We start from the raw sequence: 13,865 nt of genomic DNA on the forward strand, positions 1-13,865 counted from the left end.
GGGGCGTGGCGCGACGGTCCGGCGCCGCTGGTCGGGGGTGCTCAGTGGCCGCCGGCGGTGAAGGTCGCGGCCTGCCTGTCGGCCACCTCGCGGTAGCGCGCTCGCAGGGTCGCGCCCCTTGTCAGGGCGCGGTCGTCCGGCGTGGACGAGCCGCTGCCCGTCACCCGCCAGGGGGGTGGGGTGGGGGTCTGGCCCAGCATCCACGCGGCCTGCCGGGCGGCCCCCCGGGCGACGTGTTCGGCCGGGTCGGGCAGGTCGACGGGCAACCCCCACACTTCCGCGGCCAGTTCCCGCACGGCCGGGGAGGCAGCCGCCCCGCCGATCAGGCTCACCCGCTCGATCGTCACCCCCTGGTCGCGCAGGGCTTCCAAGCCGGTGGCGACCGAGCACAGCAGGCCCTCGACGCTCGCGCGGGCGTAGTTCTCGCGGGTCATCGAGGCGGCCGTCATGCCGTGCAGCGAGGCCGTGGCCGTGGGCAGGTTGGGGGTGCGTTCGCCCTCGAACCAGGGCACCAGCACCAGGCCCCCCGCTCCCGGTTCCGCGCTCAGCGCCAGTCGGGAGAGCTCGTCGTGGTCGACCCCCAGCAGGGAGCAGGCGCCATCGAGCACCCGCGACCCGTTGAGCGTGCACGCCAGCGGCAGGAAGGCGCCGGTCGCATCGGCGAACCCGGTCACCAACCCGCTGGCATCGTGCGCCGGCGTCGACGAGACCGCCGCCACCACTGCCGACGTGCCCAGCGACACGCTGGTGTGCCCCGGTTGCAGGCCCAGCCCGAGGGCAGCCGCGGCGTTGTCGCCCGCTCCCGCCGCGAGCAGCGGACCCCCGTGGCCCGGGACTGGGCCGCGGGTCGACCCGGGCAGCGCGACGGCTGGTCCGGCCGACTCGCTCACCCCCAGCACCCGCGGCAGCACGATCCGCTCGCCGGCTCGGGGGTCGCGCAATGCCAGCCCGACCAGGTCGCGCCGGTAGCGGTCGCCCCTCGCCGAGGCCGCGTCGTACCAGCCGGTGCCGGAGGCGTCCGACCGGTCGGTGGTGAGATCGGTGAGCGCGGACGACCCCAGCAGCTTCCAGGTCAGCCAGTCGTGGGGCAGGCAGACCGCGGCGGCGCGGGCGGCGTGCTCGGGCTCGTGGTCGGCCAGCCAGCGCAGTTTGGCGACGGTCAGGCTGGCCACCGGCACCGATCCGACGGCCCGCGCCCAGGCCTGCGGCCCACCGAGGTCGTCGATCAGGTCGTCGGCCGCACCGGCCGAGCGGGTGTCGTTCCACAACAGCGCGGGGCGCAGGACGGCGCCGGTGTCGTCGAGCACCACCAGGCCGTGCTGCTGACCGGCCACCGACAGTGCCTCGACGTCATCGAGACCGCCGGCCTGCGCGATGGCGTCGACGAGCGCGGCCCACCAGTCGTCCGGGTGCACCTCGGTGCCCTCGGGGTGGGTGGCCCGGCCCTCGCGGACGACCTCGCCGGTGGCGGCGTCGCAGACGAGCACCTTGCACGCCTGGGTGGACGAATCGACCCCGGCGACCAGTCGGCGCGGGACCACGGTCAGCCGATCAGGTGGGCGAGGGCCTGCTGGTGCAGCCGCACGAAGTGGGTCTCGCGCGCGCCGGCGGCCTCGGCGTCGAAGTCGTCGTCGGCGGACAGCAGGTCGGCCACGGTCTCACCCTCGGCCAGCGTCGGCTGCGCCAACTCGTCGATCTTGGCGGCCTTCATGGTGGCCTGCACCTCGGGGTCGGCGCGGAAGGCGCGGGCCTTGTCGGCGAGCAGCAGGTAGGTCTGCATGTTGGCGCGGGCCGAATCCCAGACGCCCTCCATGCCCTCGGTGCGCGACGGCTTGTAGTCGAAGTGGATCGGGCCGTCGTAGCGCGGTCCGCCGCCGGGGAATCCGTTGACCAGCAGGTCGACGGTGAAGAAGGCGCTCAGCAGGTCGCCGTGGCCGAAGACCAGGTCCTGGTCGTACTTGAGACCCTTCTGGCCGTTCAGGTCGATGTGGAACAGCTTCTCGGAGTGCAGCGCCTGCGCCAGCCCGTGCGTGTAGTTGAGGTTGGCCATCTGCTCGTGACCGACCTCGGGGTTGAGGCCGACGATGTCGCCGTGCTCCAGGGTCGCGATCAGCGCCAACGCGTGCCCGATGGTCGGCAGCAGGATGTCGCCCCGGGGCTCGTTCGGCTTGGGCTCCAGCCCGATGCGCAGGTCGTAACCCTGCTCCTTGATGTGGGCGGCGACCGTGTCGAGCCCCTCGGCGTAGCGGGCGTGGGCGGCGTAGAGGTCCTTGGACGAGTCGTACTCCGCCCCCTCGCGGCCGCCCCACATCACGAAGGTGGTGGCACCGAGTTCGGCGGCGAGGTCGACGTTGCGCAGCACCTTGCGCAGCCCGAAGCGGCGCACGCTGCGGTCGTTGGCGGTGAGCCCGCCGTCCTTGAAGACCGGGTGGCTGAAGGTGTTGGTGGTGACCATCTCGATGACCAGGCCGGCGGCATCGGCGGCGGCCTTGAGTCGGCCCACGCGGTCGGCGCGCACCTCGTCGGTGGCGTCGAAGTCCCAGACGTCGTTGTCGTGGAAGGTGATGCCCCAGGCGCCGAGCGCGGCCAGCTTGTCCGCGTATTCCCACGGGTCGAGTGCCGTGCGGGTGTCGGGGCCGAAGGGGTCGGTGCCCGTCCATCCCACCGTCCACAGGCCGAAGCTGAACTTGTCGTCGCGGGTGGGCTTGCGCACCATGATGGGTCTCCTCGTCGAGAGTATTTTGTTCTATGGAGAAACTTAAGTGATTGTCGGGGCGCTGTCAACCATGGGCACAGCGGGCCGGCGGCACTGCTCCGGTAGGGTCGCAGCGGGTGGCACGGTGCGTCGACGAGGAGGGCCATGAGCGAGGGTGCGAGCCAGGCCACGCTGCGCGAGCTGAACCTCGCCTCCGTGGCCAAGGTGCTGTTCGCGCACGCACCGCTCTCGCGGGCAGAGGTGGCCACCCGCACCGGGCTCACTCGGTCGACCGTCTCGCGGCTCGTCGACGAACTGATCGCGAACGGTGTCGTCGTCGACCAGCTGCCCAGTGGTGGTGGCGGCCGCGGGCGACCCGCCGTGCCGATCACCCCCGCGGCGGCCACCTGGCTGGGGTTGGGGCTCGAGGTCAACATCGGGCACCTGGCGGCGCGACTCCTCGACCTGACCGGGGCGGTCGTCGCGGAGCACGTCCTCACCGCCGACCTGACCGGCTCCGACCCCCACCGGACGCTCACCTCGCTCGCGCGGGCCGGAGCCGACCTGCTCCGACAGGCGCCGTCGACCGCCCGCGTGGTCGGTGCCCGACTGGCCCTGCCCGGGCTGGTCGACTCGGCCCAGGGCATCCTGCTGCGGGCCCCCAACCTCGGATGGCGCATGGTTCCCGCGGGCTCGGTGGTGGCCGAAGCACTGGGCGGTGACGTGGGCGTGCGCGTGGGCAACGAGGCCGACTTCGCGGCTCTGACCGTGGCCAGGGAAGCACCGGGGCGTCCGTCGGGGCACACCGACTTCCTCTACGTCTCCGGCGAAGTCGGCATCGGCTCGGCGCTGATCCGGGGCAGCGAGTGGGTCGGAGGTCGTCACGGCTGGGCGGGGGAGATCGGCCACATCTGCGTCGACCCGGGCGGGCTGCCCTGTGGGTGCGGGGCGCGCGGGTGCCTCGAGACCGTCGCGGGCCAGCGCGCGCTGCACCGCGCGGCCGGGGTGACCGACCATGCCGCCCTGGTGACGGCGTTGGCGGCCGGTGACCCGCGTGCCCACGAGGCCGTCACCGACGCCGGACGAGCACTGGGCCTCGCCCTGGCCGGCGCCCTCAACCTGCTCGACGTGTCCGTGATCGTGCTCGGCGGCCACCTCGGCGCTCTCGCCGACGACCTGATGCCCACGCTCTCGGACGAACTCGCCACGCGTGTGCTGGCGGCTCCCTTCGAGCACCCCACCATCGAGTCGGTGGTGGTCGACAATGCCCCGGCCGCCAGCGGCGCAGCCCATGCGGCGCTGGAGGCCGTGCTGGCCGATCCGGCCAGCTGGTGGGTGCACGCCTGAGCCCCACGCCTCAGCGCGGTCGGGGGGCAGTCGTGCCGCGCACCACGAGCCGAGTCGGCACCTTGACCGAGTGGGTGGCCGACGGCTCCGACCGCAACTGGGCCAGCAGTTCCTCGAACGCGCGCCGGCCGATCTCCTGCATGGGCTGCTCCACGGTCGTCAGCCCGGGTACCGACATCGCAGCCTCCGGCACGTTGTCGAACCCGACGACGGAGAGGTCGTCCGGTACCGACAAACCAAGCTCGGTCGCCACGGCGAGCACGCGTAGGGCCGTCACGTCGTTGGCGGCGAAGATCGCCGTCGGACGAGGGCTGAGGCCCAGCAGGGCGTGGGTCGCTGCCGTGGCGCCCCGGGCGGTGTAGTCGCCCGCGGCCACCCACGCCTCGTCGACCGGCAGCCCCGCCGCCGCCATGCCCTCGCGGTACCCCCGTTCGCGGAACTGGGCGGAGGCCAGGTCGGCTCGTCCGCCCAGGTGGGCAATGGATCGGTGCCCCATCGCCACGAGGTGTTCGACGGCCAGTCGGGCACCGCCCAGGTCGTCGGCGTGCACGTTCGGCATGGGGCCGGACGGGTCATGGGGGTCGACCGCCACCAGGGGGAAGCCGGCGGCGTTGACGGGGGCCGCGCTCGGCGTCACCAGCACCGCACCGTCGATCAGGCTGCCGGCAAGCTTGGCGATCAGGCGTTGCTCCCAGCCCGCCTGAGTGCGGTCACCGCCGACCGCGGCCGACCAGGCCAACAGCTCGTAGCCCGAACCCGAGCAGGCGGCGGCGATGCCCTTGAGCACCTCGGCCGAGTACGGCTCGAACTCGTTGATGAGGACGCCCAGGACCCCGCTGCGATGCCCCCGGAGTCCTCGGGCTCCGACGCTCGCGCCGTAGCCGTAACGGTCGATGACCTCCTGCACCCTGACCCGGGTGGTGGGCGAGATGCCATCGCGATGATTGACGACCTTCGACACGGTCGACACCGAGACCCCGGCCTCGCGGGCCACGTCGTGGATGGTGACGCGGCGGTGGGGGGTGGACATGCCGGAAACCTATCCCACGGCCGTCGAGAGGACGAAAGTCGCGATGAAAACGTTGTCGACAACGGTTGACAAACCTTTAGTAGTGCGACGAGACTAAATGAAGCGCTCCTCCCGGGGGGTGGAGCAGAACCCTTCGACGACGATGGAGACCTCAATGGCGAGCAAGAGAATCCTGGGCGCGGTCACGGCCGCCATGGCCCTGGGCATGACGCTGACGGCCTGTTCCGGAAGTGCCGACGCACCCGTGACGACCGACTCGACGACACCTGTGACGATGCAGTTCTGGCACAACTCCACCACCGGTGACGGAGCGGCCTACTGGCAGCAGACCGTCAAGGAGTTCCAGACGGCGCACCCCAACGTGACGATCAAGATCACGGCGATCCAGAACGAAGACATGGACGGGAAGCTCCAGACCGCCTTCAACTCCGGCACGGCTCCCGACATCTTCATGGCGCGCGGCGGCGGCAAGTTGGCCGACGTGGTGCACGCCGACATGGTGATGGACCTCACCGACAAGATCAGCGCCGACACCAAGAGTGCCTACGGGGACGCGATCTTCTCGACCTTCACGGTGGACGGCAAGGTCTACGGCATGCCCACCTCGGTGCTGCCCGACGGCATCTACTACTCCAAGGAGCTGTTCAAGAAGGCCGGCATCGACACCCCGCCGACCACCATGGCCGAGCTCTCCGACGCCGTCACCAAGCTGAAGGCAGCGGGCATCACTCCCATCGCCCTCGGCGGGAAGGACGCGTGGCCGGCCGCCCACTGGTACTACCTGCTGGCCCTGCGCGCCTGCTCCCAGGACGTGCTCACCAGCAAGGCCATGGGGGGCGACTTCTCCGACCCGTGCTGGACGAAGGCCGGTGAGGACCTGAAGGCGTTCGCGGACACCAAGCCCTTCAACGAGGGCTTCCTCACCACCTCGGCCCAGCAGGGGGCCGGCAGTTCCGCCGGCCTGCTCGCCAACCACAAGGCGGCCATGGAGCTCATGGGCGCCTGGGAACCCGGTGTGGTGGGGTCACTGACCCCGGACGAGAAGCCGCTGCCCGACCTCGGCTGGTTCCCGTTCCCGTCGGTCGAGGGTGGTCAGGGTGACGCCAAGGCGATGATCGGTGGTGCCGACGGCTACTCCTGCTCGAAGAAGGCCCCGGCGGTCTGCGCGGACTTCCTCAACTTCGCGGCGCAGAAGTCGCAGCAGGAGGGCTACGCCAAGGCATTCAACACCCTGCCCGCCAACCAGCAGGCACAGTCGGTCGTCACCGATCCGGCCCTCAAGGACAACCTGACGGCCTACAACGACGCCAGCTACGTGGTGCTCTTCCTCGACACCCTCTACGGCCAGAACGTGGGCAACGCCCTCAATGGTGGAGTCGTCGACCTGTTGGCCGGCAAGGGCCAGCCCGCCGACATCGTGAAGGCGGCGCAGGCAGCCGCGTCGAAGGGCTGATCGGTGGCCGACAGCGTCTCGCTCGCGGCGGCTCGTCCGGGGACGGGGGGGACCTCCACCTCCTCCGTCCTCGGGCGGGGCGCCCTCCCCGGTGCCGCCGGCGTCGCCCAGGTGCGGGCGCCGGGCCGCGGCACCGCCTCCCGTTGGCGCCAGCGATTCGAGATCCTTCTTCTGGCGGGACCGGCGGTCGTCGTGTTCGTGACGTTCGTCATCCTGCCGGTGGTCCTGGCCGGCTACTACGGCTTCTACCGCTGGAAGGGGTTCGGCCCGCCCACCGACTTCGTGGGCCTGCGCAACTACCGCATCATCCTCGCCGACCAGCACTTCCTCTCCGCTCTGGGGCACAACCTGTTCATCGTGGTGATGTCACTGGTGCTGCAAGGACCGGTGGCCATCGGGTTCGCCCTGTTGCTGAACCAGAACATCAAGGGCCGCTCGATCATCCGAGTGCTCATCTTCGTGCCCTACGTGGTCTCCGAGGTGATCGTGGGCGTCGGCTGGGGCCTGATGCTGCAGTACACCGGGGCCGTGAACGGGCTGTTGCACAAGCTCGGGTTGGGCAGCCTGGCGTTCGACTGGATCGCGAATCCCAAGGTCGCCATCTGGACGTTGATGGTGATCATCTCGTGGAAGTACATCGGTTTCGCCGTGATCCTGATGCTGGCTGGCATGCAGGGCATCCCGGATGAGCTGTACGAAGCGGCCGCCATCGATGGAGCGTCCTTCTGGCGCACCCAACGGTGGATCACGCTGCCGCTGCTGGCGCCCACCATCAGGGTGTGGGCCTTCCTGTCGATCATCGGCTCGCTGCAGCTGTTCGACCTCGTCTACATCATCTGGGGCCAGTACGTGGCGTCCACCGCCGGCACGTCGACGATGGCGACCTACATGGTGCGTGAGGGACGACTCGCCGGCAACTACGGCTACGGCAATGCCGTCGCCGTGGTCATCTTCCTGATCTCGCTCGTGATCGCCCTCGTCTACCAGCGCTTCGTGCTGAAGCGGGACACCGAGGGAGCCCTCACCGGCGCGCCGCGGCGTCGCCCGAACCGCACCCCCAGGGAGGCCTGATGTCCGCCACTGTGACCGCCCCGACCGTCGGTGGCACCGTCCCCGCGGCACCCACACCCCGTCGCCGCCGCCCGGGCACCCGCGAGGGATCGCCGCGCTGGGGCAGCCCCCTGACCTACCTGCTGGCCGTCGTGCTGATCGCCCTGTGTGTCGGACCGGTGTTGTACATCATCCTGGGCGGCTTCCGCACCAACTCCCAGATCACCATCGACCCCGCCGGGTTCCCCAACCCGTGGCGGCTCACGAACTACACGTCGGTGCTGAGCAGCGGCATGTTCTGGCAGCAGTTCGGCAACTCCCTGGTGGTGGGGCTCGCCACGACCGCGGGCGTGGTCATCCTGGGCCTGTGCGCGAGCTACGTGCTGGCCCGCTACCGGTTCCGCGGTCGCGGCGCCCTGTACACGTTGTTCGCGGCCGGCCTGATGTTCCCGCTCACGGTGGCGATCACCCCGCTGTACCTGCTGCTGAAGAATCTCGGACTGGTCGACTCGCTGTGGGGGCTGATCCTGCCGCAGATCGCCTTCGCGCTTCCCACCACGGTGATCATCCTCGTCCCGTTCCTGGCGGCGATCCCCAAGGAGCTGGAGGAGGCGGCCGCCATCGACGGGGCCAGCCGCCTCGGGTTCTTCTTCCGGATGGTGCTGCGGCTCTCGATGCCCGGTGTCGTCACGGTCGGGATCCTGGCCTTCATCGGCTCGTGGAACAGCTACCTGCTGCCCCTGTTCGTGCTCTCCGACCGCTCGCGATACACCCTGCCGCTGGGCGTGCAGACCTTCTCGAGTGAGCACTCGGTCGACACGGCCGCCGTGCTCGCCTTCACCTCGCTGTCCATGATCCCCTCACTCATCTTCTTCAGCCTGTTCGAACGGCGCATCGTCGGTGGCCTCACCGGTGCCGTCAAGGGCTGAGAAAGGACCGTCCATGACTGACACCATCTCGTCCACCACCGGCTCGTCCACCACCGGCTCGTCCACCACCGGGCGGGTCGACGCCCTGCTCGCAGCCATGACCGTGGACGAGAAGGTGGCCCAGCTCGGCTCCTTCTGGGGCCAGCCGGGCGAGGGTGGGGAGGTGGCACCCATGTCGAACGACTTCGCCACCAGCACCCTCACGTTCGACGACTGCATCCGCGACGGCCTCGGCCAGCTGACCCGCACGTGGGGCACCACCCCGCTGTCGCTGGCCGAGGGCGTGGCGGCCATGCGCGAGCGGCAGCGGCGGGTGGTCGAGGCGTCTCGGTTCGGGATCCCTGCCGTCGCCCACGAGGAGTGCCTGACGGGGTTCACCGCCCACGGCGCCACCGTCTACCCGACGTCACTGGCCTGGGGGTCGAGCTTCGATCCTGAGCTGGTGGAGCAGATGGCACGCGCGATCGGCGAGGACATGGCCTCGGTGGGCGTGCACCAGGCGCTGTCCCCGGTGCTCGACGTCGTCCACGACTACCGCTGGGGGCGGGTGGAGGAGACCATCGGTGAGGACCCCTACCTGGTGGGGCTGGTGGGTTCGGCCTACGTCCGGGGGCTCGAGTCGTCCGGCATCGTGGCCACCCTGAAGCACTTCGCTGGCTACTCCGCGTCGGTCGCCGCCGTCAACCACGGTCCCGTCCGCCTGGGACGGCGTCACCTGCGCGACGTGGTGCTCGTCCCGTTCGAGATGGCCCTCAGGTTGGGCGCTGCCCGGTCGGTCATGAACTCCTACACCGACGTCGACGGGGTGCCCTGCGCCGCCGACCCGTGGCTGCTGACCGACCTGCTGCGCGGCGAATGGGGATTCACGGGCACCGTCGTCTCCGACTACTTCGCCGTCAACTTCCTGCACGAGGCACACCACGTCGCAGCCACCCCGAGTGATGCCGCCGTGCTCGCGTTGCGGGCCGGCCTCGACGTCGAACTGCCCCAGACCAACTCCTTCGCCGGCGTCGCCGGCAAGGTGGCCAGCGGCGAACTACCCTTGGAGGTGCTGGACCTCGCGGTGCGCCGGGTGCTCGAGCAGAAGGAGCAGCTGGGGCTCTTGGACGAGGGCTGGCAGCCGAGGCTCGACGACCCCTCGTCCATCGACCTCGACAGCCCCCGCAACCGGGAACTGGCCCGTCGGCTGGCCGAGGAGTCGCTCGTGCTGGTGGCCAACGACGGCACCCTGCCGCTCGCGCCGGGGAGTCGGATCGCGGTCGTCGGGCCGTCCGCGAGTGACCCGCTCACGCTGATGGGTTGCTACTCCTTCCCCAACCACGTGCTCAAGCACCACCCCGATTTGCCGCTGGGGATCGAGGTGCCTTCGGTTCTCGCCGCCCTGGGCGAGGTCTTCGACGTCGTCGGTCACGAGATCGGGGCCCCGATCCAGTCGACGGACACGTCCGGCTTCGCCGCCGCCGCCGACCTGGCCGCCGCCGCGGAGGTGACGGTGGTGACCGTCGGCGACATCGCCGGGCTGTTCGGCCACGGCACCTCGGGGGAGGGCATCGACGTGCCCGACCTGCAGCTACCCGGTGTGCAGCGGGAGCTGGTCGAACGGGTGCTGGAGACCGGGACGAAGGTGGTGCTCGTGGTCGTCTCCGGCAGGCCGTACGCGCTGGGTGGGCTGGCGGAGCGCTGCGCCGCCGTGGTGCAGGCATTCTTCCCGGGCGAGGAGGGCGCAGGCGCGATCGCGCGGGTGCTCAGCGGTGAGGTGAACCCGTCGGGACGACTGCCGGTCGGCATCCCGGCCACCCCGGGTGGGCAGCCCTGGACCTATCTGGTGCCGCCACTGGGCCACGGGAACAACGGCGCCACGGGTCTCGACCCTCGTCCGCTGTTCGGTTTCGGCCACGGACTGTCGTACACGTCCTTCGAGCTCGGTGACCTGAGACTCTCGGACGAGGCCATTGCCCCCGACGGCACCCTGCAGGTCTCGGTGACGGTGACCAACACCGGCGGCGTCGACGGTGTGCACGTGGTGCAGCTCTACCTGCGCGACGAGGTCTCCCAGGTGACCACCCCGGCCCTGAGACTGGTCGGGTTCGCCCGGGTTCCGCTGGCGGCTGGGGCGTCCTGCCGGGTCACGTTCGACCTGCATGCCGACCGGACCGCGTTCACGGGTCTGGCGATGCGCCGCATCGTGGAGCCGGGCTGGTTCATCGTGCAGGTGGGGTCGAGTGTCACCGACCTGCCGCTGACCGGGCGGTTCCGCATCGAGGGTGCGGTGCGAGAGGTCGGACACGACCGTGTGCTGACCACCCCATGGACGCTGGCTGACCCAGGCGCCCTGTCCTGAACGTTTGCCTGCCGATGAATCTGCCCACTCCAGACCCAACCAGTCCAGACCCATCCACACAGTGAAGTGAGGACCACCCCCATGACCATTCGTCCCAAACTCCCCCGGATCGCCGCACTGTCCGCCGCCATGCTCATGGCGTCGGCGCTGGTCATCGGGGGCAGCTCGACCAGTTCGGCCACGCCCCCCGAGGCGACCTTGCGCAAGGCCGCCCCTATCGACCTCAAGATCGGTAGCGCCACCTGGGGCCAGCGCGACCTCACCCCCTACACCACCAAGCACCCCACCGCCTACCAGTCACTGCTGGCCGCGCAGTTCAGCTCCGTGACTCCCGAGAACGACATGAAGTGGGACGCCATCCACCCTGCTCCCGCTGTCTACGACTTCACCAGTGCCGATGCGGTGGTGGCGTTCGCCAAGTCCAACGGCATGTCGGTCCGTGGGCACACGTTGTTGTGGCACAGCCAGAATCCGCAGTGGGTGACGGATGCGGCACAGACCTGGACCTGCGACGAGGCGCGGTCCGTGCTGAAGGACCACATCTTGACGGTCGTGGGCCACTTCCGCGGAAAGATCTACGAGTGGGACGTGGCGAACGAGATCTTCCACGACACCTGGGACGAGGGTGGGGTCAGGCTTCGTACCGACCAGAACCCCTTCCTGAAGGCATGCGCTGCCGATCCGGTGGGGCTCATCGGTGACGCCTTCCGCTGGGCACACCAAGCCGATCCCAAGGCCGCCCTGTTCATGAACGACTACGCCGCCGAGGGCATCAATGCCAAGACGGACGCCTACTACGCCTTGGCCAAGCAGCTCCTCGCCGAGGGGGTTCCGCTGGGCGGCTTCGGGGCACAGGCGCACCTTGACCTGGACTACGCCTTCGACACCAGTCTGCAGGCCAACTTCCAACGCTTTGCCGCGCTCGGACTCAAGGTGGCCGTCACGGAGGCCGATGTTCGGGTGCGCGTGGACTCGTCCGATCAGCCCCTTGACCCTGCCGATGTGCAGCGACAGGCGGACCAGTACGGACAGCTGCTCAAGGCCTGCCTGAATGTGAAGGCCTGCTCGAGCTTCACCGTCTGGCAGGACACGGACGCCTACTCCTGGGTCCCTGGTGTGTTCCCGGGCAAGGGGTACGCCACTCCGTGGACAGCCGACCTGCAGGCCAAGCCAGCCGCCACCACCATGCGCTCGCTCCTCGAGGACGCCACCCCTGGCAGGTCGCCCCGGCGCTCCTGACCCACGGGCCGGGCTGGGGTCCGGGGGTCGCGGCGTGGTGCTGCGGCCCCCGGCATGTCCGTTTGCCTGCCGAGCGCACCGTTTCCTCGGTCGTGTCGAGCGTTTGCCCCGTCAACGTGCGTTTGCCCTTGTCGCAACGGCGGTAAAGGCACGCTCGAGAGGCAAACGCGGTGGGGGTGGCGGCTCGACCCGGCGAAGTCTGCTTGGCTGGAGGCGGGGGAGAGAGGATCGCCGTCGTGCACGCACCCGCCACCGGCTTCGTCCGCCGTGAGGGCACCCAGCTGCTCGGCCCCGACGGCAAGCCCACCCACTTTCGCGGGGTCGGCATCGGCAACTGGCTGCTGCCCGAGGGCTACATGTGGCGCTTCTTCGCCGGCGCCACTCGTCCGCGACTGATGGAGCGCCGCCTCGCCGAACTCGCCGGCCGCGAGTACGGGGACGCCTTTTGGCCGCGGTTCCGCGACGTCTTCTTCACCGCGGACGACGTCGCCGCCATCAAGGCCGCTGGCTTCGACCACGTGCGCCTGCCCTTCAACTGGCGCCTGTTCATGGACGAGACCACCGGCGACTGGGTCGAGGAGGGGTTCACCCGGCTGCAGCAGGCCGTCGACTGGTGTCGCGCCGAGGGGCTGCTGGTGTTGCTCGACCTGCACGGCGCTCCGGGCGGTCAGACGGGGGCCAACATCGACGACTCCGAGCACGATCGCCCCGAGGTCTTCGAGTCACCGCACCGCGAACGCTGCCTCGCGCTGTGGGTCGAGGTGGCCCGCCGGTTCGCCGATGACACCACCGTGATGGGCTACGACCTGCTCAATGAGCCCTGCCGTGACGAGTTCCAGCACCGCCACGCGGACGACCTCGCGTTGCTCTACCGCGACCTCAGTCGGGCGATCCGCACCGTCGACCCGCACCACCTGCTGATGTACGAGGGCTCCCACTGGGCCACCAATGTCTCGATCTTCACCGACCCGGCCCACGCCGACTTCTGGGACGAGAACTCCTGCCTGCAGTTCCACCGCTACTGGGACGCTCCCGACCGCGACGGGCTCGCCCGGTTCCTGGCGGCCGCCGACCAGCTCGACCGTCCGCTCTACATGGGTGAGGGCGGCGAGAACTCCGTCGGCTGGCTGCGGGCGGCGTTCGGCAGCTACGACCAGTTGGGCATCTCGTGGAACTTCTGGCCGTGGAAGAAGCTGCACAACCCGTCGTCGCCCGCCGACGCGCCCGCCCCCGAGGGCTGGGACGAGGTGGTGGCCGTGTTCGAGGCGACCGATCCGCAGGGCTCGGGCCCCACCGCCGAGCGCACGCGCGAACTGTTCGACGCGGTGCTCGAGAGTTTCCGGCTCGAGCGGTGCACCCAGCACCAGGCTCTGCTCGACGCCCTGCTGCAGGCACCCCGCGGGGTGCTGCCCGCCTACGCCGTGGAGCACCGCTGGGGCGAGCCGGTCGGCTCCGGGGTGCGCGCCCTCGACGGCTGGACGATCGAGCACCGCGGCGGCGACCAGGGGGCCAACCCGTTCTCGGCCGATCCCGCCGAGCGGGCCCGGGCCGGTGAGCACGTGCTGCTGCTGGCCCCCGGCGAGCGCGCCACGTTCCGGGTGGCCGGTCGTCCGGCCGAGGCACAGGTGATCGGGTCGTCGTCCGCCTCGATCGAGATGCACGACGACCGACTGGTGGTCACGGGTGGTCCCGGCGGCTCGGAGGTGGTGGGCATCCGGCTGGGATGATTTTGGGCCATGACACAACAAATTGGTCACAAAACCTTCCCGCGCCGACGATGC

General features: G+C 70.2%; 10 protein-coding genes. 7 read left to right on the forward strand and 3 right to left on the reverse strand.

Translation table 11 applies throughout. The annotated features are described in order from the left end of the window. Window positions 1-41 precede the first annotated feature (41 nt). Together xylB and xylA are read right to left on the reverse strand one after the other, a co-directional pair. Window positions 42-1,541, reverse strand: coding sequence for a xylulokinase (gene xylB / locus ACSDQ9_RS05380; RefSeq protein WP_435144567.1), 1,500 nt, complete (start codon window positions 1,539-1,541; stop codon window positions 42-44). A gap of 2 nt (window positions 1,542-1,543) precedes the next feature. Next, a complete protein-coding gene (gene xylA / locus ACSDQ9_RS05385) occupies window positions 1,544-2,716 on the reverse strand; it encodes a xylose isomerase (protein WP_435144570.1) in 1,173 nt (390 codons plus the stop codon). 144 nt (window positions 2,717-2,860) lie between these two features. On the opposite strand from xylA, the gene ACSDQ9_RS05390 reads away from it, so the two are divergent. Further along, entirely contained in the window at window positions 2,861-4,042 is a 1,182-nt protein-coding gene (locus tag ACSDQ9_RS05390; protein WP_435144573.1) for an ROK family transcriptional regulator, read from the forward strand. A 10-nt stretch (window positions 4,043-4,052) separates the two neighbouring features. Here the strand turns inward: ACSDQ9_RS05390 and ACSDQ9_RS05395 are convergent, their stop codons facing one another. After that, on the reverse strand, window positions 4,053-5,072 hold the full coding sequence (locus tag ACSDQ9_RS05395; RefSeq protein WP_435144575.1) for a LacI family DNA-binding transcriptional regulator: 1,020 nt from the start codon (window positions 5,070-5,072) through the stop codon (window positions 4,053-4,055). A gap of 154 nt (window positions 5,073-5,226) precedes the next feature. On the opposite strand from ACSDQ9_RS05395, the gene ACSDQ9_RS05400 reads away from it, so the two are divergent. The 6 genes from ACSDQ9_RS05400 (at window position 5,227) to ACSDQ9_RS05425 (ending at window position 13,811) form a co-directional block, all read left to right on the forward strand. Further along, the gene (locus ACSDQ9_RS05400; RefSeq protein ID WP_435144577.1) at window positions 5,227-6,525 is read left to right on the forward strand and encodes an ABC transporter substrate-binding protein; all 1,299 of its coding nucleotides are present in this window, start codon (window positions 5,227-5,229) and stop codon (window positions 6,523-6,525) included. A gap of 3 nt (window positions 6,526-6,528) precedes the next feature. Next, a complete protein-coding gene (locus ACSDQ9_RS05405; RefSeq protein WP_435144580.1) occupies window positions 6,529-7,596 on the forward strand; it encodes a carbohydrate ABC transporter permease in 1,068 nt (355 codons plus the stop codon). Next, window positions 7,596-8,504 (forward strand): carbohydrate ABC transporter permease, encoded by a 909-nt coding sequence (locus ACSDQ9_RS05410; protein ID WP_435144583.1) that lies wholly within the window; start codon window positions 7,596-7,598, stop codon window positions 8,502-8,504. Before ACSDQ9_RS05405 ends, ACSDQ9_RS05410 begins: the two co-directional genes overlap by 1 nt. Before the next feature lie 13 nt (window positions 8,505-8,517). Further along, window positions 8,518-10,845, forward strand: coding sequence for a glycoside hydrolase family 3 N-terminal domain-containing protein (locus tag ACSDQ9_RS05415; RefSeq protein ID WP_435144586.1), 2,328 nt, complete (start codon window positions 8,518-8,520; stop codon window positions 10,843-10,845). A gap of 81 nt (window positions 10,846-10,926) precedes the next feature. Next, a complete protein-coding gene (locus ACSDQ9_RS05420) occupies window positions 10,927-12,084 on the forward strand; it encodes an endo-1,4-beta-xylanase (RefSeq protein ID WP_435144589.1) in 1,158 nt (385 codons plus the stop codon). A 236-nt stretch (window positions 12,085-12,320) separates the two neighbouring features. After that, complete coding sequence (locus ACSDQ9_RS05425; protein WP_435144592.1) at window positions 12,321-13,811, forward strand: glycoside hydrolase family 5 protein; 1,491 nt, start codon at window positions 12,321-12,323, stop codon at window positions 13,809-13,811. Window positions 13,812-13,865 lie beyond the last annotated feature (54 nt).

It is taken from the genome of Aestuariimicrobium soli, from assembly GCF_051192575.1.
GTDB lineage: Bacteria > Actinomycetota > Actinomycetes > Propionibacteriales > Propionibacteriaceae > Aestuariimicrobium > Aestuariimicrobium soli.

Excerpts from the sequence above, each read along its gene's own strand:
- xylA (WP_435144570.1), bottom strand. The coding sequence starts at position 2,716 with ATGGTGCGCAAGCCCACCCGCGACGACAAGTTCAGCTTCGGCCTGTGG.
- ACSDQ9_RS05390 (WP_435144573.1), top strand. The coding sequence starts at position 2,861 with ATGAGCGAGGGTGCGAGCCAGGCCACGCTGCGCGAGCTGAACCTCGCC.
- ACSDQ9_RS05395 (WP_435144575.1), bottom strand. The coding sequence starts at position 5,072 with ATGTCCACCCCCCACCGCCGCGTCACCATCCACGACGTGGCCCGCGAG.
- ACSDQ9_RS05400 (WP_435144577.1), top strand. The coding sequence starts at position 5,227 with ATGGCGAGCAAGAGAATCCTGGGCGCGGTCACGGCCGCCATGGCCCTG.
- ACSDQ9_RS05410 (WP_435144583.1), top strand. The coding sequence starts at position 7,596 with ATGTCCGCCACTGTGACCGCCCCGACCGTCGGTGGCACCGTCCCCGCG.
- ACSDQ9_RS05415 (WP_435144586.1), top strand. The coding sequence starts at position 8,518 with ATGACTGACACCATCTCGTCCACCACCGGCTCGTCCACCACCGGCTCG.
- ACSDQ9_RS05420 (WP_435144589.1), top strand. The coding sequence starts at position 10,927 with ATGACCATTCGTCCCAAACTCCCCCGGATCGCCGCACTGTCCGCCGCC.